Source organism: Pseudomonas sp. NPDC089530 (assembly GCF_050280705.1).
Classification (GTDB): Bacteria; Pseudomonadota; Gammaproteobacteria; order Pseudomonadales; family Pseudomonadaceae; genus Aquipseudomonas.
This window is the reverse complement of record NZ_JBNNVU010000090.1, coordinates 1-22,909: the sequence shown is the minus strand read 5'-3', so window position 1 is coordinate 22,909 and position 22,909 is coordinate 1. Positions and strand designations below refer to the sequence as shown.

General features: G+C 61.0%; 19 protein-coding genes and 2 tRNA genes. 13 read left to right on the top strand and 8 right to left on the bottom strand.

Features of this window, described 5'->3' with window-relative positions:
- Positions 1–178: 178 nt before the first annotated feature.
- Together ACQKQA_RS24850 and gltX are read right to left on the bottom strand one after the other, a co-directional pair.
- Positions 179–254, bottom strand: a tRNA-Ala gene (locus ACQKQA_RS24850).
- Between the two features lie 237 nt (positions 255–491).
- Positions 492–1,973, bottom strand: coding sequence for a glutamate--tRNA ligase (gene gltX / locus ACQKQA_RS24845; RefSeq protein WP_427563522.1), 1,482 nt, complete (start codon positions 1,971–1,973; stop codon positions 492–494).
- Positions 1,974–2,210: 237 nt separating this feature from the next.
- Here gltX and ACQKQA_RS24840 point away from each other — a divergent pair, with 237 nt between their 5' ends.
- Both ACQKQA_RS24840 and ACQKQA_RS24835 read left to right on the top strand, forming a co-directional pair.
- Complete coding sequence (locus tag ACQKQA_RS24840; protein ID WP_427563520.1) at positions 2,211–3,272, top strand: HlyD family secretion protein; 1,062 nt, start codon at positions 2,211–2,213, stop codon at positions 3,270–3,272.
- 49 nt (positions 3,273–3,321) lie between these two features.
- A complete protein-coding gene (locus tag ACQKQA_RS24835) occupies positions 3,322–4,812 on the top strand; it encodes an MDR family MFS transporter (RefSeq protein ID WP_427563526.1) in 1,491 nt (496 codons plus the stop codon).
- A gap of 266 nt (positions 4,813–5,078) precedes the next feature.
- Here the strand turns inward: ACQKQA_RS24835 and uvrB are convergent, their stop codons facing one another.
- The gene (uvrB, locus tag ACQKQA_RS24830; protein ID WP_427563518.1) at positions 5,079–7,094 is read right to left on the bottom strand and encodes an excinuclease ABC subunit UvrB; all 2,016 of its coding nucleotides are present in this window, start codon (positions 7,092–7,094) and stop codon (positions 5,079–5,081) included.
- A gap of 336 nt (positions 7,095–7,430) precedes the next feature.
- Here uvrB and ACQKQA_RS24825 point away from each other — a divergent pair, with 336 nt between their 5' ends.
- The 4 genes from ACQKQA_RS24825 (at position 7,431) to ACQKQA_RS24810 (ending at position 10,890) form a co-directional block, all read left to right on the top strand.
- A complete protein-coding gene (locus tag ACQKQA_RS24825; protein WP_427563516.1) occupies positions 7,431–8,627 on the top strand; it encodes an amino acid aminotransferase in 1,197 nt (398 codons plus the stop codon).
- 145 nt (positions 8,628–8,772) lie between these two features.
- Complete coding sequence (locus ACQKQA_RS24820) at positions 8,773–8,967, top strand: hypothetical protein (RefSeq protein ID WP_009048087.1); 195 nt, start codon at positions 8,773–8,775, stop codon at positions 8,965–8,967.
- A 134-nt stretch (positions 8,968–9,101) separates the two neighbouring features.
- Positions 9,102–9,177: transfer RNA gene (locus ACQKQA_RS24815), tRNA-Asn, on the top strand.
- A gap of 555 nt (positions 9,178–9,732) precedes the next feature.
- On the top strand, positions 9,733–10,890 hold the full coding sequence (locus ACQKQA_RS24810; protein WP_427563513.1) for an MFS transporter: 1,158 nt from the start codon (positions 9,733–9,735) through the stop codon (positions 10,888–10,890).
- Between the two features lie 54 nt (positions 10,891–10,944).
- On the opposite strand, the gene ACQKQA_RS24805 is transcribed toward ACQKQA_RS24810, so the two are convergent.
- Positions 10,945–12,483 carry a nucleobase:cation symporter-2 family protein gene (locus ACQKQA_RS24805; RefSeq protein ID WP_427563511.1) on the bottom strand — a complete coding sequence of 513 codons (1,539 nt, stop codon included), beginning with the start codon at positions 12,481–12,483 and terminating at the stop codon, positions 10,945–10,947.
- 242 nt (positions 12,484–12,725) lie between these two features.
- Here ACQKQA_RS24805 and ACQKQA_RS24800 point away from each other — a divergent pair, with 242 nt between their 5' ends.
- Positions 12,726–13,157 (top strand): hypothetical protein, encoded by a 432-nt coding sequence (locus ACQKQA_RS24800; protein WP_427563509.1) that lies wholly within the window; start codon positions 12,726–12,728, stop codon positions 13,155–13,157.
- 79 nt (positions 13,158–13,236) lie between these two features.
- Here the strand turns inward: ACQKQA_RS24800 and ACQKQA_RS24795 are convergent, their stop codons facing one another.
- Positions 13,237–14,073: an arylamine N-acetyltransferase family protein gene (locus tag ACQKQA_RS24795; RefSeq protein WP_427563507.1), complete on the bottom strand. Its 837-nt coding sequence runs from the start codon at positions 14,071–14,073 to the stop codon at positions 13,237–13,239.
- Positions 14,074–14,246: 173 nt separating this feature from the next.
- Positions 14,247–15,809: a sensor domain-containing diguanylate cyclase gene (locus ACQKQA_RS24790; RefSeq protein WP_427563505.1), complete on the bottom strand. Its 1,563-nt coding sequence runs from the start codon at positions 15,807–15,809 to the stop codon at positions 14,247–14,249.
- A gap of 264 nt (positions 15,810–16,073) precedes the next feature.
- Here ACQKQA_RS24790 and ACQKQA_RS24785 point away from each other — a divergent pair, with 264 nt between their 5' ends.
- Complete coding sequence (locus ACQKQA_RS24785) at positions 16,074–16,562, top strand: hypothetical protein (protein WP_427563503.1); 489 nt, start codon at positions 16,074–16,076, stop codon at positions 16,560–16,562.
- A 66-nt stretch (positions 16,563–16,628) separates the two neighbouring features.
- On the opposite strand, the gene ACQKQA_RS24780 is transcribed toward ACQKQA_RS24785, so the two are convergent.
- On the bottom strand, positions 16,629–17,486 hold the full coding sequence (locus tag ACQKQA_RS24780; protein WP_427563501.1) for a LysR substrate-binding domain-containing protein: 858 nt from the start codon (positions 17,484–17,486) through the stop codon (positions 16,629–16,631).
- Between the two features lie 95 nt (positions 17,487–17,581).
- On the opposite strand from ACQKQA_RS24780, the gene ACQKQA_RS24775 reads away from it, so the two are divergent.
- The 5 genes from ACQKQA_RS24775 to tal all read left to right on the top strand — a co-directional run bounded on the left by ACQKQA_RS24775 (position 17,582) and on the right by tal (position 22,342).
- Complete coding sequence (locus tag ACQKQA_RS24775) at positions 17,582–18,220, top strand: FMN-dependent NADH-azoreductase (protein ID WP_427563499.1); 639 nt, start codon at positions 17,582–17,584, stop codon at positions 18,218–18,220.
- 122 nt (positions 18,221–18,342) lie between these two features.
- Positions 18,343–18,678, top strand: coding sequence for a hypothetical protein (locus ACQKQA_RS24770; protein ID WP_427563497.1), 336 nt, complete (start codon positions 18,343–18,345; stop codon positions 18,676–18,678).
- A gap of 5 nt (positions 18,679–18,683) precedes the next feature.
- Positions 18,684–20,111, top strand: coding sequence for a DUF692 domain-containing protein (locus tag ACQKQA_RS24765; protein ID WP_427563524.1), 1,428 nt, complete (start codon positions 18,684–18,686; stop codon positions 20,109–20,111).
- Between the two features lie 114 nt (positions 20,112–20,225).
- Positions 20,226–21,227 (top strand): tRNA dihydrouridine(20/20a) synthase DusA, encoded by a 1,002-nt coding sequence (gene dusA, locus ACQKQA_RS24760; protein ID WP_427563495.1) that lies wholly within the window; start codon positions 20,226–20,228, stop codon positions 21,225–21,227.
- A gap of 188 nt (positions 21,228–21,415) precedes the next feature.
- On the top strand, positions 21,416–22,342 hold the full coding sequence (gene tal / locus ACQKQA_RS24755; protein WP_427563493.1) for a transaldolase: 927 nt from the start codon (positions 21,416–21,418) through the stop codon (positions 22,340–22,342).
- A gap of 74 nt (positions 22,343–22,416) precedes the next feature.
- Here the strand turns inward: tal and rssC are convergent, their stop codons facing one another.
- A complete protein-coding gene (gene rssC, locus ACQKQA_RS24750; RefSeq protein ID WP_427563491.1) occupies positions 22,417–22,899 on the bottom strand; it encodes an anti-sigma factor antagonist RssC in 483 nt (160 codons plus the stop codon).
- Between the last annotated feature and the right edge of the window lie 10 nt (positions 22,900–22,909).

Here is a 22,909-nt window from a genome sequence, read left to right as displayed (position 1 = left end):
GCAGCAACAGGTGTTCGGCCTTGCCCGCCTGCCCCTGGGTAAAGACCGGCGGGTACCGCCGTGAAAGGGCGGTGTCCTAGGCCACTAGACGAAGGGGACACGAACCCTTCTGTACAACTGATCAGAGCTGAGACCTGATCGATTCAAGGCCGGTGTGGCCAGACCTTGAACTGTAAATTGGTGGAGCTAGACGGGATCGAACCGTCGACCTCTTGCATGCCATGCAAGCGCTCTCCCAGCTGAGCTATAGCCCCTCATCGTTGATGTCATCGCTGAGGACGGGGCGAATCTTAAGGGCGTATCGGAAGCCTGTCAAATTTTTTTTCAGCTTTTTTTAAAAAAATTTGCCGGGATAACAATCACTTACCGCCCTCCCCCGTAAATCCGGGGCTTTTGCGGACCCTCGGGCCCTCCGCCGACGGTCGCAATCTCACTTCCTGTAAAGGTCCGCGGGAGCCGGCAAACCGGCTCCCGCGAATCAGGGTGTCGAATCAGGCGATCGCACCCAACAGTTTTTCCCACTCTTTGTTTTCTTTCTTCGATACACCACCGAGCAGATCGATGGCCTGACGCAGACGGAAACGGGTCAGATCCGGGCCGAGGATTTCCATTGCATCGAGCACCGACACCGAACTCGCCTGCCCGGTGATCGCCGCGAACATCAGCGGCATGGCATCACGCAGCTTCAGTTGCAACGATTCGACCACGACCTGAATCGTCGCGGTGATGCTGTCCTTCTCCCACTGACGCAGGCTTTCCAGTTTCCACAGGATCAACTGCATCAACTGGCGAACCTGATCGCCCGACAGCTTCTTCGACTCGAACAGCTTGGCATCCGGGCTCACGCCACCGGCGAAGAAGAACCCGGCCAGCGGTGCAACCTGGCTGAACGTTTCAACGCGGCCCTGAACGTGCGGCGCGATCTTCATCATGTATTCGGAATTGAACGCCCACTTCTGCACTCGCGCAGCGAACTCTTCCACCGGCAGATCGCGCAGCCACTGGCCGTTGAGCCAAGACAGCTTCTCGATATCGAAAATCGGCCCGCCCAGGGAGACGCGCGACAGGTCGAAATTGTCGACCATTTCCTGCAGCGAGAACTTCTCGCGCTCGTCCGGCATCGACCAGCCCATGCGGCCCAGGTAGTTGAGCATGGCTTCCGGCATGAAGCCCATGCGCTCGTAGAAAGTCACGGAAGTCGGGTTCTTGCGCTTGGACAGCTTGCTCTTGTCCGGGTTACGCAGCAGCGGCATGTAGCACAGTTTGGGTTGCTCCCAGCCGAAGTACTCGTAGAGCAGGATCAGTTTCGGCGCCGAGGGCAGCCATTCTTCGCCACGTAGGACGTGGGTGATGCCCATCAGGTGGTCGTCGACCACGTTGGCCAGGAAGTAGGTCGGCAGGCCGTCGGTCTTCATCAGTACCTGCATGTCCATCCGATCCCACGGGATCTCGACGTCGCCACGCAGCATGTCCGGCACCACGCAGACGCCTTCGCTCGGCACCTTCATGCGGATCACATGGGGCTCGCCGGCGGCCAGGCGGCGCGCCACCTCTTCCTTGGACAACAGCAGCGCGCGGCCGTCGTAGCGCGGCGTCTCGCCGCGAGCCATCTGCTCGGCGCGCATCTGGTCCAGCTCTTCGGCGGTGCAGAAGCACGGGAAGGCGTGACCCATATCGACCAGTTGCTGGGTGTACTGCTTGTAGATCTCGCTGCGCTCGCTCTGCCGGTACGGGCCGTGCGGGCCGCCCACGTCCGGGCCTTCGCTCCAGTTGATGCCCAGCCAGCGCAAGGCGTCGAAAATCTGCTGTTCAGACTCGCGGGTCGAACGCAGTTGATCGGTGTCTTCGATGCGCAGGATGAACTCACCGCCATGCTGCTTGGCGAAGCAGTAGTTGAACAGGGCGATGTAAGCGGTACCTACGTGGGGATCCCCGGTAGGCGATGGCGCGATGCGCGTGCGGACGGTGGTCATGGCATGTCTCGGAAAGAATAGGAAAAGCGAAGATGAAACAAGAGGCGAATGGTAACAGGCGATGCCAGCCCCGCTCCAGTGAGCAGGGCATTTAAGCCAAGGTTGAGACTGTTCGAGCCGCCCGGCCCCTTGAGCCGCCGATTATCCGTTCGTGGCATTTACCGCTGGTCGGCCATATGCCAGATTCGCCTGCCGAAAAACTTTCTTACACTTCCCTGACAACAGCCTGTCCACCCCATGCCAGCTCAACTCAAGCGTCGCCTGTTTATCTTCCTGTTCCTGGTCCTGCTGATCGCCCTGGGCTTTCTGGCGCAATGGTGTTTCCATGGACGCTTTTATGAAAGCACCGATAACGCCTATGTCCAGGGTGAGATCACCCGCATCTCCAGCCAGCTCGGCGCCCGTATCGACGAGGTATTGGTGCAGGACAACCAGCACGTCGAAAAAGGCCAGTTGCTGATCAGGCTCGAGGGCGATGATTTCCACCTCGCCGTGGACCGTGCCAGGGCCGCCCTGGCCACCCGTGAAGCCGAACGCCTGCAGGCCCAGAGCAAGCTCACGCAACAGGCCAGCCTGATCGCCGCCGGCGAGGCCCAGGTGGACTCCAGCCAGGCCAGCCTGGGGCGCTCGCAAATCGACCTGTCCCGCGCGCAAACCCTGCGCAAGCCGGGTTATGTCTCCGAAGAGCGGGTCACCACCCTGTCCGCCGACAACCATATTGCCCACTCGCAAGTGGCCAAGGCCCAGGCCGACCTGCAAGGCCTGCGTCAGCAGGTCAGCGCCCTGAACGCCGAGATCAAGCGCCTCGACGCCCTGATCGCCAACGCCCGCACCGACCTGGCCCAGGCCGAACTGAACCTGAGCCGCAGCGAGATCCATGCCCCCATCAGTGGCCTGATCGGCCAGCGTGCTGCGCGTAACGGCCAATACGTGCAGGCTGGGGCCTATCTGCTATCGATCGTGCCGGATCAGGACATCTGGATTCAGGCCAACTTCAAGGAAACCCAGATCGGCCACATGCAACCGGGACAAATGGCCGAGTTGCGTTTCGACGCCTACAGCGACACCCCCATCGAGGCCCGGGTCGACAGCCTGTTCGCCGCCTCGGGCGCGCAGTTCAGCCTGCTGCCACCGGATAACGCCACCGGTAACTTCACCAAGGTGGTGCAGCGTATTCCGGTGAAGCTGACCTTCGCCGCCGACAACCCGCTGCACGGCAAGATCCGCCCGGGCATGTCCGTGACCGTCAAAGTGAACATCCGCCCCCTGAACCAAGAACCACTCATCGATGGCCGGTGACCAGCTGCTGCGCCCGGTCGGCGAACCGACCCGGCGCGACTGGATTGCGGTGATGAGCGCGATGCTCGGCGCTTTCATGGCGGTGCTCGATATCCAGATCACCAACTCCTCGCTCAAGGACATCCAGGGCGCGCTGTCGGCGACCCTCGAGGAAGGCTCGTGGATCTCCACGTCCTACCTGGTGGCGGAGATCATCATGATCCCCCTCACCGCCTGGCTGGTGCAGTTGTTGTCGGCACGGCGCCTGGCGGTCTGGGTCTCGGTGGGTTTCCTGATCGCCTCCCTGCTCTGCTCCATGGCCTGGAGCCTGGAGAGCATGATCGTGTTTCGCGCCTTGCAGGGCTTTACCGGCGGCGCGCTGATCCCGCTGGCGTTCACCCTGACCCTGATCAAGCTCCCCGAGCACCATCGCGCCAAGGGCATGGCCATGTTCGCCATGACCGCCACCTTCGCTCCGTCCATCGGCCCGACCCTGGGCGGGTGGCTCACGGAGAACTGGGGCTGGGAATACATTTTCTACATCAACGTGCCGCCCGGCCTGATCATGATCGCCGGCCTGCTCTACGGTCTGGAGAAGAAGGAGGCCCATTGGGAGCTGCTGAAAAGCACCGACTACGCCGGCATTCTCAGCCTGGGCATCGGCCTGGGTTGCCTGCAAGTGTTTCTCGAAGAAGGCCATCGCAAGGACTGGCTGGAGTCCAGCCTGATCGTCAGCCTGGGCAGTATCGCCCTGCTGAGCCTGATCACCTTTGTCATCATCCAGGTCTCCAAGCCCAACCCGCTGATCAACCTGGGCATCCTGCGCAACCGCAACTTCGGCCTGTCGAGCATTTCCAGCCTGGGGATGGGCGTCGGGCTGTACGGCTCCATCTACCTGCTGCCGCTGTACCTGGCGCAGATCCAGAACTACAACGCCCTGCAGATCGGCGAAGTGATCATGTGGATGGGCGTGCCGCAGCTGTTCCTGATTCCGCTGGTGCCGAAGCTGATGCGGTTCGTCTCGCCCAAATGGCTGTGCGCCCTGGGTTTTGGCCTATTCGGCCTGGCGAGCTTTTCTTCGGGGGTGCTCAACCCGGACTTCGCCGGGCCACAGTTCAACCAGATCCAGATCATCCGCGCCCTCGGGCAGCCGCTGATCATGGTCACCATTTCGCTGATCGCCACCGCCTATATCCTGCCCCAGGACGCTGGATCGGCCTCGAGCCTGTTCAATATCCTGCGCAACCTCGGCGGTGCGATCGGCATCGCCCTGCTCGCAACGCTGCTGGATGCGCGGACCAAGACCTACTTCGATTACCTGCGCGAATCCGTGGTGCCGAGCAACCCGCAAGTGGCCGAACGCCTGACAGCCCTGGCCGAGAAGTTCGGCAGCGACAGCGCGGCCCTCGGCAAGCTCAGCGAAATCACCCACCAGCAAGCGCTGATCATGGCCTACAACGACGCCTTTCAGTTTGTCGGGATCGCGCTGGGTATCAGCATGCTGGCGGTTCTGTTGACCAAGGCCTTGCCGCAAGGGGTCAAGGCCGGCGAAGTGCACTAGATGGCACCGCGGCCATCGCGGGCAAGCCTCGCTCCAGATTTCGCGCTAACACAGCGCACCTGTAGCCGCTGCCGAGCCAGGGCGAGGCTGCGATCGGGGCGTAGCCCCGTAAACTCTGACAACGCGGTGCACCTGACCTACACGGTCGCCTGGTTTGGCGCCCGCTACGCGGTCGATCGCAGCCTCGCCCTGGCTCGACAGCGGCTACGGGACATTCGCATCGATAGCGGTTCGGATCCTGTCCGTAGGAGCGAGACCCATAAGGCTCAGACCGTCAGCAAACGCTCGCGCAGCTTGGCAATTTCGTCGCGGGTCTGGGCCGCGGCCTCGAATTCCAGGTCGCGGGCCAGCTGGTACATCTTCTCTTCGAGCTGGCGAATGCGCTTGGCGATCTCGCTGGGCGAACGCAGCTCGTTTTCGTAGCGGGCGCTTTCTTCGGCGGCCTTGGCCATGCCTTTGCGCTTCTTGCTCCGCGAACCGGGCACGGTGGCGCCTTCCATGATGTCGGTGATGTCCTTGAACACCCCCTTGGGCGTGATGCCATTGGCCAGGTTGAAGGCGATCTGCTTGTCGCGACGACGCTCGGTCTCGCCGATGGCCCGCTCCATGGAGCCCGTGATGCGGTCGGCGTAGAGAATCGCCCGGCCGTTGAGGTTACGCGCGGCCCGGCCGATGGTCTGGATCAGCGAGCGTTCGGAGCGCAGGAAGCCTTCCTTGTCCGCATCGAGAATCGCCACCAGCGACACTTCCGGCATGTCCAGGCCTTCGCGCAGCAGGTTGATCCCCACCAGCACATCGAACGTGCCCAGGCGCAGGTCGCGAATGATCTCGACCCGCTCCACGGTGTCGATGTCCGAGTGCAGGTAACGCACGCGCACACCATGGTCGCCGAGATAATCGGTCAGGTCCTCGGCCATGCGCTTGGTCAGGGTGGTCACCAGCACCCGCTCTTCCTGTGCCACGCGCTGGGTGATTTCCGACAGCAGGTCGTCGACCTGGGTCAGCGCCGGGCGCACTTCCACCTGGGGGTCCACCAGGCCGGTGGGCCGTACCACTTGCTCGACCACGCGGCCCGCATGCTCGGCTTCATAGTTGCCCGGGGTGGCGGAGACGAAGATGGTCTGCGGGCTGACCCCTTCCCATTCGTCGAAACGCATCGGCCGGTTGTCCAGCGCCGAAGGCAGGCGGAAGCCGTATTCCACCAGGGTTTCCTTGCGCGAGCGGTCGCCTTTGTACATGGCGCCGACCTGGGGCACGCTGACGTGTGACTCGTCGATCACCAGCAGGGCATCCGCCGGCAGGTAGTCGTACAGGGTCGGCGGCGCGGCCCCGGCAGGACGCCCGGACAGATAACGCGAGTAGTTTTCGATGCCGTTGCAGTACCCCAGTTCGAGGATCATTTCCAGGTCGAAACGGGTGCGCTGCTCCAGGCGCTGGGCTTCCACCAGCTTATTGTTGCTGCGCAGGTATTCCAGGCGCTCCTGCAACTCGACCTTGATCCCCTCGACGGCGTCCAGCAGGGTTTCCCGCGGCGTCACGTAGTGGCTCTTGGGGTAGAAGGTGAAACGCGGCAACTTGCGGATGACTTCGCCGGTCAGCGGGTCGAAGGCGGAAATGCTTTCCACCTCGTCATCGAACAGCTCGATGCGGATCGCTTCCAGATCGGATTCCGCCGGGTAGATGTCGATCACATCGCCGCGCACCCGGAAGGTGGCGCGGGCGAAGTCCATGTCGTTGCGGGTGTATTGCAGGTCGGCCAGGCGGCGCAGCAAGGCGCGCTGGTCGAGTTTGTCGCCGCGATCGACGTGCAACACCATCTTCAGATAGGTTTCCGGGCTGCCCAGGCCATAGATGCAGGACACCGTGGTGACGATGATCGCGTCCTTGCGCTCCAGCAGCGCCTTGGTCGCCGACAGGCGCATCTGCTCGATATGATCGTTGATCGAGGCGTCCTTCTCGATAAAGGTGTCGGACGACGGCACATAGGCTTCCGGCTGGTAGTAGTCGTAATAGGAAACGAAGTACTCCACCGCGTTGTTCGGGAAGAACGCCTTGAACTCGCCGTACAGCTGCGCGGCCAGGGTCTTGTTCGGCGCCAGCACCAGGGTCGGTCGCTGCACGTGCTGAATGACGTTGGCGATGCTGAAGGTCTTGCCCGAGCCGGTCACACCGAGCAGCGTCTGGTGCGCCAACCCGGCCTCGATGCCCTCGACCATCAGGCGAATGGCCTCCGGCTGGTCGCCGGCAGGCTGGAAGCGGGTGACTAGCTGGAATTCAGACATAACCTACCTCTGGGTTCACGCCGTGCGACGCCGCCGCACCCGGAACGAGAAAGACCGCAGGCGACGAGTGCCACCGGGAAAAATACTGGATTGTGCGGGATGTGGAGGCAAATTCCATCGCTTTCAAGGTAAAGGTCCTATGCCCCTCTACGACTTTGGCATTGCAATAAGACTAACGGTCGAAAAATAAACCGAAAAACTTGCTGGAAAAGCCCTTTCAGCTGTCGCCCCGCACAGTGATGGCCTCTATACTAGCTCCCCGTTTGTGCACCGCTCTAGTGCATTCGGCTGGAGCGTGACACGTCCCTCCACACTCCATTCAGAGCCGCCGTAAAAATGAGCCTGTTCTCCGCTGTCGAAATGGCACCACGCGATCCAATCCTGGGCCTCAACGAAGCATTCAACGCCGACACCCGTACCGACAAGGTCAACCTTGGAGTGGGCGTGTACTGCAACGAGGAGGGACGCATTCCACTCCTGCGCGCCGTTGTCGAAGCCGAGACGATTCGCGCCGCTCAACACGCCTCCCGTGGCTACCTGCCGATCGACGGTATCGCCGCCTACGACCAGGCTGTGCAGAAGCTGCTGTTCGGCAACGATTCGCCACTGCTGGCCGCCGGTCGCGTAGTCACCACCCAGGCCGTCGGCGGTACCGGCGCTCTGAAGATCGGTGCCGACTTCCTCAAGCGACTGCTGCCTGACGCCGTCGTGGCCATCAGCGATCCAAGCTGGGAGAACCACCGCGCGCTGTTCGAAACCGCTGGTTTCCCGGTGCAGAACTACCGCTACTACGACGCCGCCACCCACGACGTGAACCGCGTCGGCCTGCTGGAAGACCTCAATGCGCTGCCAGCCCAGTCGATCGTGGTCCTGCACGCCTGCTGCCACAACCCGACTGGCGTCGACCTGAGCCCTGAAGACTGGAAAAACGTGCTGCAGGTGATCAAGGCGAAGAACCTGATTCCATTCCTCGACATGGCCTACCAGGGCTTCGGCGACGGCATCGCCGAAGACGCCGCCGCGGTGCGCCTGTTCGCCGAATCGGGCCTGAACTTCTTCGTCTCCAGCTCGTTCTCCAAGTCCTTCTCGCTGTACGGCGAGCGCGTGGGCGCCCTGTCGATCGTCAGCGAATCGAAAGAAGAAAGCGCGCGCGTGCTGTCGCAGGTCAAGCGTGTGATCCGCACCAACTACTCCAACCCGCCGACCCACGGCGCAAGCATCGTCGCCGCCGTGCTGAACAGCCCGGAACTGCGCGCCCAGTGGGAAGCCGAGCTGGCCGAAATGCGCTTGCGCATCCGCGGCATGCGCCTGCAGATGGTCGACCTGCTGGCCAAGGCCGCACCACAGCGCGACTTCAGCTTCGTGGCCCGTCAGCGCGGCATGTTCTCCTACTCCGGCCTGACCGCCGAACAAGTGGCGCGCCTGCGTAACGAATTCGGCATCTACGCCCTGGACACCGGCCGCATCTGCGTGGCCGCGCTGAACCAGAGCAACATCGACGTCGTGACCAAGGCCATCATCCAGGTGATCTAAGCCACACGCGGTCCATGCAAAGGGGGAAGCCTGCAGGCTTCCCCCTTTTTTGTGCGCCTTGAACCCGGTGGCGGGACGGCTTTATCACGAGCCAGCTCGCTCCTACACTGCATTGCGTGCCCTTCTTTCCTATCGAGAATACCCCATGAGACACGACGACCTACGAGCCGACCGCGACGAACTGGACCACTTTCCCCGCCCGCAGAAACGCGAAAAGAACCTGGTCCTGCAAATTGCCCTGGGGGTATTTCTCGGCGGCCTGGCACTGTGGCTGGTGCAACTGGCGGCCACTTCCCTGGCGGCGAAGTTCATGCTGGGCACCTTTACCTTCGGCGGTTAACCCTCTTCAACCGGCCAGTTCAGCCTTGTGCTGGCCAGCCATGGATGTCATGAACAGGACCGAATGGCCCACCCCTGCGAAAAATTGCTTTCCAGGCTTGACTTCTCCTTTCTAATCAGTAAGATACGCCGCATTCCGCGATAGCTCAGTTGGTAGAGCAAGTGACTGTTAATCACTGGGTCCCTGGTTCGAGTCCAGGTCGTGGAGCCATCTTCCTACACCGATTGGCCAGCAACACTTCCAGGAGCGCCCTGCTCTTGCGGCGAATCGGTTCAGCATCACTCTCCCCCGATTGATTCCCCCGCACACCGAATCGGTATGCGGATGCGCTTCGCCCCCCCTGCTACTACCTGCATCCGATTGCCTGGCGCCAGCGCCTGAAGTAGGCTGTGCCCCCTTCTTACGCCAACCGTCACGCCCCATGTTTTTCCCTGCACAATCCGCTCACACCCTTCTCTCGATGAGCCCATCGCAGATCCTCGCCGTGTCGCAATCCGACTGCGCGATCAATCGTCGCCGTCGCAGCGTGCTGTTCGCCTTTACCTTCTCACCCCATACCAGCCGCCCCTAGTTGCGCCCAAACCCGGCGCGGACCTGATGCAGCAGCGGCTTCCAGCTGCCGGGCATCGGGCTGACAACGGCTTTTCACCGCAGGATCCCCCCGGCCTACGCCTGCGCAGGCCGGCCCGGAACCTTGCCTGAACCAAGCTTCGCGCCATAGCAAATCATCTTGAGCGCCCGATCCATCGGGCGCAGGTGTCGCCCATGAACAAAACCCTGTTGGCCGCGCTGATTCTCGGCATTTCGATTGTCGGCCTGAGCATCGGCTCCACCGTGCCGGTCATTGCCTTGCGCCTGTACCAGGCCGGCGCCTCGAACACCCAGATCGGCATCATGTCGGCCCTTCCCGCCGCCGGCATGATGCTCTCCGCGTTCCTGGTGAACGGGTTGTGCCAGACACTCAGCCGCCGGCAGATCTACCTGCTGTGTTTCAGCCTGTGCGCCCTGAGCATCGCCGCCCTGGAAATTCCCGATATCGGCCTGACCAGCCTGGGCCTGGCGCGGATCGGCATGGGCTTCGGCGCCGGGCTGATCATTATCCTGGGGGAAACCTGGGTCAACGAGATGGCCGCCGACGTCGTGCGCGGCCGAGTGATCGCGGTCTACACCACCTGCTTCACCATCTTCCAAATGATCGGCCCGGGCCTGGTGGCCCTGCTCGGCACTGAAGGGCCGGCGGTGATCGCCACTGTCAGCGCGGGTTACCTGCTGGCCATCGCCGTGATCTGGATGACCCTGCCGCGCCAGCACCCCGTTGCCGCGCACGCCAAGAACAGGAGCTTTTCGGTGCTGGGTTTCATTCGCGTGGCCCCGGCCCTGTGCGTAGGCATCCTGTTCTTCGCCTTCTTCGATACGGTGATTCTCTCGCTGTTTCCGGTCTACGCCGCGACTCATGGCTACGCCATCAAACTCGCGGCGCTGATGGTCAGCATCATTCTGCTGGGGGACGCGGCCTTCCAGTTTCCCCTCGGCTGGCTCTCCGACAAGGCCGGGCGCGCCGCCATCTACCTGGGCTGCGGGGTGGTGTCATTGGTGATCGGCCTGGGGCTGCCGCTGCTGATGGACTACCCGGCGTTGCTCTGGCCGAGCCTGGTGATCCTCGGTGCGGCGGCCGGCGGGGTGTACACCCTGGCGATCATCCTGATCGGCCAGGAATTCAGCGGTCCCGACCTGGTCACGGCCAATGCCAGCGCGGGGTTGTTGTGGGGGATTGGCAGTCTGCTGGGACCGCTGCTCAGCGGTGCCGCCATGAGCGGTGGCGCCCACGGCCTACCGCTGACGCTATCGGCGGCGGCCGCGGTGGTGGTGCTGTTCGCCTGGTCACTGGTCCGGCAAGGGCTGCCGGCCAAAGTCGCGGAATAGCCAGCAACCGCCAGGGCCGGGCTTGTCGCGCCCGATCCGGCGGCTCAACCAGCCTTAACCCTTACTGATTTCGACTGCGCCTTTGGCATGAGCCGGCGTCTGATGCGCGGACGAATGATGGTCGCCATGGGAAGTGTCCACCACCGGGATCTCGTTGCCCTCGGCATCGTGCAGCTTGCCGCCACTGAAATAGTCGCCTTCGCGCAGCACCGCCAGGTCCTGGTAACGCAGGGTGCGCTCGGACGCCACGGCAAAGACCGATTGCTGGTCGGAATTGCCCAGGGTGAAGTGGTTGAAGGTCAGGTTCAGCACGATGGCCATGATCGCCGACGAACTGATGCCGGAATGGAAGATGGTGGCGAACCAGCTTGGGAAGTGGTCGTAGAAGTTCGGCGCGGCAATGGGGATCATGCCGAAGCCGATCGAGGTGGCGACGATGATCAGGTTGACGTTGTTGCGGTAGTCGACCTTGGACAGGGTACGGATCCCGCTGGCCGCCACGGTACCGAACAGCACGATGCCAGCGCCGCCGAGCACCGAAGTCGGTACCGCGGCAATCACCCGCCCCATGAACGGCAGCAGGCCGAGGATCACCAGGAACACCCCGCCGGTGGCCACCACGTAGCGACTCTTGATCCCGGTCACCGCCACCAGCCCGACGTTCTGGGCGAAGGCGCTCTGGGTGAAGGAGCCGAAGATCGGCGCGATCATGCTCGACAGCATGTCGGCGCGCAGGCCGTTGCCCAAACGCTTGGAGTCGACCTTGGTGTCGATGATCTCCCCCACCGCGAGGATGTCGGCCGAGGTTTCCACCAGGGTCACCATGACCACGATGCACATCGACAGGATGGCGGCGAAATGGAAGGTCGGCATGCCGAAATGAAACGGCGTCGGGAAGCCGAACATCGGCCCCTGGGTGACCATGGAGAAGTCGGCCATGCCCAGGAACACCGCGATGATCGTCCCCACCACCATGGCCAACAGGATCGACAGGCGGGAGATGGTCGCGCTGCCGATCTTGCTCAGCAGCAACACCAGGACCAGGGTGACGGCCGCCAGGCCGATATTGGCCATGCTGCCGAAGTTTTCCGCGTGGCTGTTGCCGCCCATGGCCCAGCGTGCGGCCACGGGCATCAGGGTCAGGCCGATGGTGGTGATCACGATGCCCGTGACCAGCGGCGGAAAGAATTGGGTGATGCGGGAGAACACCGGGGTGATCAGCAGGCCTATCAGCGAGGCGGCGATCACCGCCCCGAGAATCGACTGGAAGCCCCCTTCGCCACCGCTGCCGACAATCGCCACCATGGTCGCTACACCGGAGAAGGACACGCCCTGGACCAGCGGCAGCTGGCAGCCGAAAAACGGCAGGCCGAGAGTTTGCAGGAGTGTCGCCAGACCACCGGCAAACAACGACGCCGCGATCAGCAGACCGATATCCGCCGGCGCCAGGCCGGCCGCCTGGCCGACGATCAAAGGCACCGCGACGATACCGCCGTACATGGTCAGAACATGCTGCAGGCCGTAAGCCATATTCGCGCCAAGACCCAGGTTTTCATCTTCGGGCCGTTGCGGTGAAACAGAGGGCGTCTTCATGGTGTGGGGAGTCCCTGGTTTTTGTTATGGGGCACACTGTATTCAACACTAAAGACAAATGTCCATAGATTTGTATACACTTTCCCGACATCGCCTTTCTCCACAACCCATGCCCTCCCAATGGCAAAACCTTCCGCTCCCCGAGCCCCCGAAGACCGCAACGGATAGCCAGCGCTGATAGAATCCCCGCCTCGGTGCGCCACCCCAGGCGACGCCCTTGATCAGCGCAGGGAAGCGATCGAATGCCCCTTCTTGGAGACACCTTCCGCCTCGCCTATGGCAGCTTCCGCACGGTCGTTGCCCTGCAAGGTTTTGCCTTTGCCGTATTCAGCGCCTGCTTCGCCGACAGCCTGTGGCAAGGGTTCTGGAGTGGCCTGGGGACATTTGCGGTGTTCGTCGCTGGCGGCGCCCTGTTCGGCTTTCTGCCCATGGCGCTGGTGTTCACACCGCTGTACGCCCTGCTCCGCAGCAAAGGTCACGCCAACTGGGGCAGCAGCCTGCTGCTGGGACTGGCGATCGCCGGCCTGCTCTGCCTTCATCCAGGCCTGCGCTTGTTGATGCCACTCTGGTTGCTGGACAGTGCGCTGGTGGCGCTGCTGACCCACTGGGCCTATCGCCGCCAGCAAAGAGATGGTCATGGCCAGAGGATTGAGCGAACGCCCTTATGGCCATGACCCTGGATGCCTCTTAACCATCGCCTGTTTCTACCCGCCCCTCGACCTCGATACCGAGGAGCCCTGAGGCCCTGGCCGATCAGACCGATTGCGGTACCGCGAGCAATTCGCCCAGGACTTCCCGCAGTCGTGGATGCTGCGGCACCCGAATGGCGAACTCGTTCTGCAACAGGGCGATCAGCTCGTCCGGATCGGTGATCTGCCGCCGCTCGCTGTCCTGGCCCAGACGATGCACGGCGTAGCTGCCGTTATTGAGGGTGCGGCGCAGGCCCTGGCCCATCAGCGCGACTTTCAGTTGGCCAAGAAACGGCGAGTCCTTATGGGTCGAGACGAACCAGTTGCCCATTTCGTAATCCGCGGCTTCCTGCCGCTGCAGGTCGAACACATACATCGCCCGCCACTCGCCGGCGACCTTGGCGCGCAGGGTGTAATTACCGTCACGCTGGGTGATGCGATACGGCTCGTGGGGCGTGCTCTGCTCCTCCTCGGTGTCGAGTAGCAGCGGCGCGGTGGGCACCATGCCGCCGAAGCCGACATCCGAAACATAACGCACGCCATCCAGGGTCAGCAGCACCAGGCGATGGGTCCGCGCCGGCCAGGCATCTTCCGGACCGCCCATCACCACCCGCCCGGTAATGCCCCGCGCCTCGAACCCCAGGTGCTGCAACAGCACCAGGTACATCTGATTGAGTTCGTAGCAGTAACCGCCGCGCCCCTCCTGCAGGACCTTGTACTCCACCGAAGCCAGGTCGATCGGCACCGGCACGCGCAACAGGGTCGAAAGGCTTTCGAAGGCAAAGGTACTGGTGTGGCGCAGCTGCAGCTCGCGCAAGGTCGCCAGGGTCGGCGGTGGTGGGCTGTCATAGCCGAGCCGGTGCAGGTAAAGCGCGAAGTTCATCAGGTGGGGCTGGCTCATGGGGTTGTCCTTATACATGAGGTGTCGCGTAACGGCGCTATGTATAAGCCATAAAGGGCCCGGACCGACAATTGATTTGGCCAATATCCCGGCTCGAAACAACCTGCTGACGGACCTTGCCAAGGCGCCTGCCTGTAACAGGCGGCTAATCCGAATGCACTACCCGCCGGCGGTCAGCGATCCGAGCGGGCCAGCGGTTCGCCGACGCACTCGACCGCCACCTGATTACGCCCCGATTTCTTGGCCTGGTACAGCGCGGCATCGGCGTGTTCGAGAAAGGCTTCGGTGCTGTCCTGTCCGCTCGGCACGAAGCAATAGCAGCCCAGACTGAGGGTGACGCAACCGAAAGGCGAGCCGGTATGGGGGATGTTTTTCTCCAGGACCGCGCGACGAATCTGCTCGGCCATGGCCAGGGCGCCCTGCATCTCGGTGTCGGGCAGCAGGACCACGAACTCCTCACCGCCATAACGCACCGCCAGGTCGACCTTACGCTGGCAGCAATCGCGCAACACCTGGGCCACTTCGGCCAGGCATTGATCGCCGGCGACATGACCGTAGGTATCGTTGTAGCGCTTGAAGAAATCGATATCGAGCATGATCAGGCTCAGCGGGCTCGCCTGCCGCCCTCCGCGCCCGAACTCGGTCTCCAGCGCGCGCTCGAACAGCCGACGATTGGCCAGGCCGGTCAGGCTGTCCTGGGTGGCGATCACTTCCAGCGCTGCCTGTGCGGTCCGCAGGTCAGCCTCGATGCGTTCGCCATCGCGCACCTGATGCACGAAGACCCAGCCGAACAGGCCGACCCCCAATACCACCAGGGCGACAATCGCGCTGGACTGATAAGCGCTGGCGTACCAGTCCTTGAGGATCGCATCCTTCGAACTCGCCGCGCTGACCACCAACGGATAGGCCTCCAGCTGACGATAGCCGTAGAGCCGCGTCTTCCTGTCGACCAGCGAACGAATCATCGCGGTGCCCGAAGGGGCCTGGGGCAAGTACTTGCTGAAGATCTCCCCGCGCGCCAGGGACGCACCGATCTGCCGCTCTTCCAACGGGCGCCTCGCCAGCAGGGTGCCGTCGGACAGGGCAAGGAACATGCTGCCGTCGTCACCGATGTCGAAGCTTTTGAAGAACTGGTCGAAATAGGCCTGCCTGATGCCCGCCAGCAACACCCCTTCGAAATTGCCCTGCTTGTCGTTCAGACGCCGGGACAACGGAATGATCCACTCACCGTTTTCCCGACTGCGGATCGCCGGGCCGACGTGAGCCTGCAGGGAAGCGTTCTGTTGATGAAAGCGGAAATAGTCCCGATCGGTGATGCCTTCGGTACGCGGCAATTGCTCGAACGAGGTCACGACCCAATGCCCCTCCCGGTCGAACAGAAACAGACCGTGCAACTGTTTCAGCGCCTGTGCCCGTTGCGCGAAGATTTTCTTCAGGAACGGCTGCTGTGCCGGGCCATAGCCGTCTTTCTGAATCCAGTCGGCCAGGCTGGCCAGCACCAGATCGGACTCGACGAAGGTGTCTTCGGCCTGCTGGGCCATGGCCCGGGCCAGGTTCGACGAGGCGACCTGCGCCCGCTCCATATCGTAGTGATAGGACTGCGCCAGCTGCAGATAAAGCAGGCCGCACAGGCACAGGCAAACCGTCGAAATGAATACCACCGCCGCCTTGAGCAGAGGGAGTCGTTTCAAGGCACGATCGAAGGGCTGATCAGGGTCGTGAATCGGGATAGGCAAAGCATCATCCTGGCAGGGTAAGGCATGCGATGCAGCCGGGCGCCGTTAGTGGCCAATCCTAAGAGGTAACTCTGAGCAATTCAGGGTGGCACCGTCTGAAAATGTAGAGCATTTTTCTGATACCCATCAGTGATCTATAAAAAACACTTCAGCACAATACTAGTATCGTCACCCTGCGAACGATCATGAATCGCTGGTCACCGTCCGCCAAGGTAAAGTACCTTCTGAACTGCACTTACCCTCACATCACGATAGGACGTCGGAATGAGTAAGGTCGATGAACTCGCCGCAAGGCTCAAACAGAAACAGGACAGCTGGGCCAAGGAAGACATCTCGGCGGACAAGGCCATCGAGCTGTGGCCTGCACAAGTCTATGAGATGTACCACCAGATCGAGACCTGGCTGATCCCCCTGTCGGAAGTCGGCTTGAATATCCGCCGCGTCCCCACGCGCGTATTCGAGAGCCACACCTCGGGCGCCACCTTCAACTACGCCATCGATCAACTGCTGATCGAGGGCAATCACCAGAGCATCCTGTTCGACCCCATCGCCCGCTTCACCATTGGCGGCGCAGGCCGCGTCGAAATCCACGGCAAAGGCCCGGAACGCTACATGCTGCGCAACGGCGGCGAACATGGCGAAGGGCACTGGCTGATTCAGACGGTTGCAAGCTCCGGCAAGGCCACACTGGATCCGATCGAACTCAGCGAGGACTCACTGCTGTCGGTGATCCAGGAAGGCCTGGACCTCTAACCCCACTCAAGCGACTGCCCGATGCCCCCTGGGCAGTCGCGCCGCTGAACCTGGCCTGGCAAACGGCTAGGCCCGCCGCGCCACACAATACATCGTGATCACCTGAGACAATGCCGCCGCCACGCCCTGATCGGCATCCCTGGACGTGAACAGCCGAAACTCCGCATCGGGCAGTTCCGGCAAACCATGCTCAGCCCCTAACACCGCAAGCCCCTGCCCTAGTTGACTCATGGCCATGGGTGCCACGGCAAACCCGGACAACGCTGCGGCCCTCAATGCCGTCGTGCTGGTGCAGAGCATCGCCATACGCTGGGCGATCCCCGCCTGGGCCAAGCGCTGCAGGGCGACAGCCCGATAAGGACATGGCTCGGGAAACAGCGCCAACGGCAATTGGGCCGGCAACCGGCTCATGGCCTGATGCTCGGAACAGGCCCAGACCAACGGCTCCTGCCACAGCAGCACCCCGGGCTTGCTGGTTTCACACAACGAACCGATGACCACCTCGAGATCGCCCTGGCGTATGTGCTCCAGCAATGTGCCGGGAATATTCACCTGAACGTCGATTTCCATGCCTGGGTACTGCGCCGCGAACTCCTGCAAAAGGCGCAGCAGACGGGGCTCGGCAAAGTCCTCGGACATGCCGATCCGCACCCGGCCGTGAAACGGCGAACGCGTCAGCTCGGCCCAGGCATCGCGGTTCAGGGCCAGGATGGCTCGGGCGTAGGCCATCAGGCGCTCGCCGTCGGCGGTCAAGTGCTGGGAGCGTGTGGTACGGGTGAGCAAAGGCTTGCCGACCTGCTCTTCCAGGCGGCGCAGATGGCCGCTGACCGCCGACTGCGTCAGGTGCAGCCGTTCGGCCGCGCGACTGAAGCCTTCCTCGTCCACCACCGCCACAAAGGTCTTGAGCAACAGAACATCGAACATATAAAGATACGTGATTAATAAGCCGTTTATTTACAATTTATATTCCACTAATCGCTATGTTGCAATGCCCGGCACCTTCGACCTGAGATGCCACCATGCCCCGCCTCCTGCACATCCAATGCTCCCCACGCAAAGACCGCTCGGCCTCGCAACAAGTCGCCCTCGGCTTTATCGACCGCTACCTGAGCCATCATCCCCACTGCCAAGTCAGCACCCTGGACCTGTGGGACCTGGACCTGCCGGAGTTCGGCCAGCACGCCATGGACGCCAAATACGCCGGCCTGCAAGGCCTCGCCCTCACCCCGCCCCAACAAGACGCCTGGAACACCCTCAAGGCCCTCGCCGCCCACCTGCACAACGCCGACCTGCTGGTGCTCTCCGTGCCCCTGTGGAACTACAGCATCCCCTACAAGCTCAAGCACTTCATCGACCTGGTCTCGCAGAAAGACATCCTCTTCAGCTTCACCGCCGAACACGGCCTGCAAGGCCTGCTGCAACACAAAACCGCCGTCGTCGCCTACGCCCGCGGCCTCGACTTCTCGCCGCAGTCCGACACCCCGGCGCAGCGCTATGACTTCCAGAAACCTTATGTCGAGGCCTGGTTGGGGTTTGTCGGAGTCAAGGAGGTACACGCGTTGATTGTGGAAAAGACCATTTTGGGGAATGAGGTGGATCAGAACGCGCGGCGGGAAGCGGTGCAGCGGGCTCGGGAGTTGGCGGACCACCTCAAATGATTCATGCCCAACGGAAGCTCAACTAGCGATCAACGGCGACTTGTTCTTCATGCCATTCAAAGCCGCTTCGCCTTGCAACCCGCGAATACCCTTTTTTGCTATAGCACTAAATCCAAAACAATATGAGCACCACCTCCACCACATATAAAATAAACAGCGAAGTAAAATATTACTTCTCATGGAGGAACGGAATCATGCCACACTCAGCATCAGGACAAGAAGCGCAACTAACCCCACAACCCCTCCCACCAAAAGACAGAGTCCGCATCCTAATAACCAAAGATATCGCCTTTGATTTAGACAAGATGAACAGAATCACGGCGAACGCACTGAAGAAGTTTGGATGCCCTGGTTGCCATTCAGGATTAACCTTGGAATTCCACACCATGGAAGACTTCATAGCCAACCCCAAAACGCTAGAAGTCGAAAAAATATCCGGTCAAAAATTTAATATTTGACTCAGATGAAAGCACTTGGCGTCGGAGTCATCTATTGGCCTGAGCTCAATTCAATTGTAGAGGACGCTGACTTAGTCAACGTCCTCGAGATTGAGCCACAAGCGTTCTGGAAAAAACTCAAGAAAGACTCCACATTTTCCTACGAGCCAAATTCAGGCTTGCTTTCAACCCTGTCAAAACTCCCTCAGGACAAACTTATCCATAGCGTTGGGAATCCGATCGGCGGCACATGCGAAGACGAACTGGATTACCTGACCCCGCTCAGACGCACGATTGAACTGATAGACCCAAAATGGGTAAGCGAACACCTAAGTTTCAACCGCCACCTGATAGAAGGAGCATGCGTAGAAACGGGCTTCTTATTACCCCCGCTACAGACCGAGGCAACCATAGAGCTAGCCATCCGGAATTTACGAAAACTATCCTCAGCAACAAAAAAGCCCATAGCATTCGAAACCGGCGTCAACTATCTAAAGCCGCACAAGCTGGAACTCTCGGATGGCGAGTTTTTCGCCCGCGTAGCCTCTGGAGCAGATTGTGGAATCGTTCTAGACCTGCACAACTTGTGGTGCAATGAACTGAATGGACGTCAATCTATCGAAGCCGCTCTTAACGAAATCCCGCTCGAGCGAGTTTGGGAGGTCCATCTTGCCGGCGGAATGAAACTCAATGACTTCTGGTTGGACTCGCACGACTCACTCGCCCCCGCCAAACTAATGGAATTAACAAAAGCAGTCATTCCAAGTCTAACAAATATCCAGTCAATCATATTTGAAATACTTCCTGAGCACATACAGAAAGTCGGCCTGACCGCCATTCGAAAACAACTGGAGGAACTACACAATCTATGGTCATACCGCAAAACAACCAACACCTTAGCCATTAAACATATTGTAACTTCTTACCCAAAAGAAACATCCACAGACGAAGCTAAAGCTTCTACCTGGGAGTCCACCCTCTTATCAAAAATCAATCACTACCCTCCCATCGACAACCATGATCTTCCAAATCACCTAGAGGATCCCGGACTCTCGGTCTATCGTCATTTGATATCCGAAACCCGATACTCGAACATTGCCCGAGCGCTGAGATACTCAACCCTGCTACTTCTTCTGACTCTAGGCAAAACCGCGACGCGCACCCTCTTTAATGAATTTTGTTTAAAATGGCCGCCCGACAGCTTTTCAGTAATCGAAGCTGATACTTTCGCGAAATTCATTCTGACTCGCCCCGAAATAATAAATGCGGTCCCTTATCTAAACGAAACCTTGAGATTCGAACACGCGCTCATTCGAGCATCAGCCTATTATGAAAGCACAGAAATTCACTGGACATTCGATCCTACCGAACTGTTTGAATCCATTGAGAGAGGTGAAATTCCAGAGTGCATGAAGAAGTTCTCATGCAGCATGCAAATTATTCGTCAGTCATGACACCTCACCATTCAACGCCACCCACCACTCATTCACCTGCTGGCTCCTTCTCAACGCGCCGCCCCCATTCCTGATAAACTTCCTCCCCTTCGCCTCGCCCATCCAGATTGCCCAATGCTCTTATCTCCTGCTCCAACCGCCGCGCCAGCCCTTTCCCGCCGCTTCTCCGTGGCGCCGATGATGGACTGGACTGATAGGCACTGCCGCTTCTTCCTACGCCTGCTCTCCAAGCACGCCCTGCTCTACACCGAGATGGTCACCACCGGTGCACTACTCAACGGCGACCATGAACGCTTTCTGCGTCACGACGAGTCCGAGCATCCTTTGGCGTTGCAGTTGGGCGGCAGTACGCCGGCGGATCTGGCGGCGTGCGCGCGGATGGCGCAGGAGCATGGTTACGACGAGGTGAACCTCAACGTCGGCTGTCCGAGCGATCGGGTGCAGAACAATATGATCGGCGCGTGCCTGATGGGGCATCCGGGGCTGGTGGCCGATTGCGTGAAGGCAATGCGCGATGCGGTGAGCATCCCGGTGACGGTCAAGCATCGGATCGGCATCAATGGCCGCGACAGTTATGAAGAGCTGTGCGATTTCGTTGGCCAGGTGCGCGAGGCCGGCTGCACCAGCTTTACCGTGCATGCGCGGATCGCGATTCTCGAAGGGCTGTCGCCGAAGGAAAACCGTGACATTCCACCGCTGCGTTACGACGTGGCGGCGCGCTTGAAGACCGATTTCCCGGAGCTGGAAATCATCCTCAACGGCGGCATCAAGACCCTGGAGGACTGCCATGAGCATCTGCAGACCTTCGATGGAGTGATGTTGGGGCGCGAGGCCTATCACAACCCCTATCTGCTGGCCGAGGTGGATCAACAATTGTTCGGCAGCACGGCTCCGGTGATTTCCCGAGCCGAGGCCCTGGCGCAGTTGCGCCCCTATATCGCCAGGCACCTGGCCGCGGGCGGCGCCATGCACCACATCACGCGCCATATCTTGGGGCTGGGCACCGGTTTCCCGGGGGCGCGCAAGTTCCGCCAACTGCTCTCGGTGGACATCCACAAGGCCAAGGACCCGCTGGCACTGCTGGATCAGGCAGGACAGTTGCTCGCAGGCCGTTAACCCTCGCGCGAGTTGAACCTGAGGGGGCTTTTGGCATCGTATGAGACGGATAGCGCCCCAGCATTCAAACAGCTGTTTTCAGGTTGTTGCCCTTGGGGCTCGTTCAGGCATTCGCTTCCCTATTCGTGCCCTTGAGCGGCTGTCGGCGCTCGGGTAATGTCAACAGACCCACAGGACAGAGCACACTCATGACTTCCAAGCTGGAACAACTCAAGCAGTTCACCACCGTGGTTGCCGACACCGGCGACTTCGACGCTATCGCCCGGGTCAAGCCGGTAGACGCCACCACCAACCCTTCCCTGCTGCTCAAGGCCGCGGCCATTCCCGGTTACGCCGAGCTGCTGAACGCCGCCGTCAGCGACGTCAAGGGTGACATCGGCCTGGCCAGCGACCGTTTCGGCGTCGCGGTGGGCAAAGAGATCCTGAAAGTGATTCCGGGCCGTATTTCCACCGAAGTGGATGCTCGCCTGTCGTTCGATACCGACGCCATGCTCAAGCGCGCCCATCGCCTGATCGAGCTGTATGACAAGGCCGGCATCGGCCGTGACCGGGTACTGATCAAGATCGCCTCCACCTGGGAAGGCATCCGCGCAGCCGAGCAGCTGGAGCGCGACGGCATCCAGACCAACCTGACGCTGCTGTTCTCCTTCGCCCAGGCGATCGCCTGCGCCGAGGCTGGCGTGTTCCTGATCTCGCCGTTCGTGGGCCGTATCTACGACTGGTACAAGAAAGCCAGCGGCAACGACTACACCGGTGCCGATGACCCGGGCGTGCAGTCGGTGACCCGCATCTACAACTACTACAAGGCCAATGACTACAAGACCGTGGTCATGGGCGCCAGCTTCCGCAACCTGAACCAGATCGAGCAACTGGCCGGCTGCGACCGCCTGACCATCAGCCCGGACCTGATCGAGAAACTGGCCGCCGACACCGGCAAGCTGGAGCGTAAACTGGCGCCGGGCCACGCTGGCGAAGCCCGCCAGAGTCTGAACGAAGCGCAGTTCCGTTGGGCCTCCAACGAAGACGCCATGGCCACCGAGAAACTGGCCGAAGGCATCCGCCAGTTCGCCCGCGACCAGGAAAAACTCGAGGCACTGCTGGCCGCCAAGCTCTGATCGAGCGAGCGCCTACGCAAAAAGGGCGAACCCTCGCGGGTTCGCCCTTTTTTATGCGCTGAGGTTTTATCGGATCAGTGACGCTCCAGGGCGTTCACCAGATCGTGGAAAGCCTCGCGATTGGAGTCGTTCAAGCCCATGAGGATCTTGTGCGCTTCCAGCACCTTGAGCCGCACTACCTCTTCCGACTGGTCCTGGGATGGCAGGTCGGTCAGGCATTCCGGGCACGGGATCGGGCGGTCAACGATGTTGAACACCTGATCGAAGCCCATGGACTGCAGCAGCCGCGTGATGTCTTCGTGGGTGGTGACGACGGTCGGCAGTAGGCCGACCTTCTGCCGCGACAGGATCGACAGCTTGGCCAGCAGGCCAAGGGTGGTGCTGTCGATGCTGCGGGTTTCGGTCAGGTCGATCACGATCGCCGAGAAATTCAGCGCCGTGAAGATCCGCTCAATAGTCGCATCCAGCGCCGAACACAGGGTCAGGCGCACTTCACCGACGAACTTCAGGACAAAGGTGCCGTCCTGCTCGGCGACCTGGATTCTACCGGTACTCATTTAAGATTCC

Coding starts and splice junctions, on each gene's coding strand:
- tal (WP_427563493.1), top strand. CDS start 21,416: ATGACTTCCAAGCTGGAACAACTCAAGCAGTTCACCACCGTGGTTGCC.
- ACQKQA_RS24805 (WP_427563511.1), bottom strand. CDS start 12,483: ATGAAGACGCCCTCTGTTTCACCGCAACGGCCCGAAGATGAAAACCTG.
- ACQKQA_RS24820 (WP_009048087.1), top strand. CDS start 8,773: ATGAGACACGACGACCTACGAGCCGACCGCGACGAACTGGACCACTTT.
- ACQKQA_RS24840 (WP_427563520.1), top strand. CDS start 2,211: ATGCCAGCTCAACTCAAGCGTCGCCTGTTTATCTTCCTGTTCCTGGTC.
- dusA (WP_427563495.1), top strand. CDS start 20,226: ATGCTCTTATCTCCTGCTCCAACCGCCGCGCCAGCCCTTTCCCGCCGC.
- ACQKQA_RS24780 (WP_427563501.1), bottom strand. CDS start 17,486: ATGTTCGATGTTCTGTTGCTCAAGACCTTTGTGGCGGTGGTGGACGAG.
- rssC (WP_427563491.1), bottom strand. CDS start 22,899: ATGAGTACCGGTAGAATCCAGGTCGCCGAGCAGGACGGCACCTTTGTC.
- ACQKQA_RS24775 (WP_427563499.1), top strand. CDS start 17,582: ATGCCCCGCCTCCTGCACATCCAATGCTCCCCACGCAAAGACCGCTCG.
- uvrB (WP_427563518.1), bottom strand. CDS start 7,094: ATGTCTGAATTCCAGCTAGTCACCCGCTTCCAGCCTGCCGGCGACCAG.
- ACQKQA_RS24770 (WP_427563497.1), top strand. CDS start 18,343: ATGAGCACCACCTCCACCACATATAAAATAAACAGCGAAGTAAAATAT.
- ACQKQA_RS24795 (WP_427563507.1), bottom strand. CDS start 14,073: ATGAGCCAGCCCCACCTGATGAACTTCGCGCTTTACCTGCACCGGCTC.
- ACQKQA_RS24800 (WP_427563509.1), top strand. CDS start 12,726: ATGCCCCTTCTTGGAGACACCTTCCGCCTCGCCTATGGCAGCTTCCGC.
- ACQKQA_RS24825 (WP_427563516.1), top strand. CDS start 7,431: ATGAGCCTGTTCTCCGCTGTCGAAATGGCACCACGCGATCCAATCCTG.
- ACQKQA_RS24765 (WP_427563524.1), top strand. CDS start 18,684: ATGAAAGCACTTGGCGTCGGAGTCATCTATTGGCCTGAGCTCAATTCA.
- ACQKQA_RS24785 (WP_427563503.1), top strand. CDS start 16,074: ATGAGTAAGGTCGATGAACTCGCCGCAAGGCTCAAACAGAAACAGGAC.
- ACQKQA_RS24810 (WP_427563513.1), top strand. CDS start 9,733: ATGAACAAAACCCTGTTGGCCGCGCTGATTCTCGGCATTTCGATTGTC.
- gltX (WP_427563522.1), bottom strand. CDS start 1,973: ATGACCACCGTCCGCACGCGCATCGCGCCATCGCCTACCGGGGATCCC.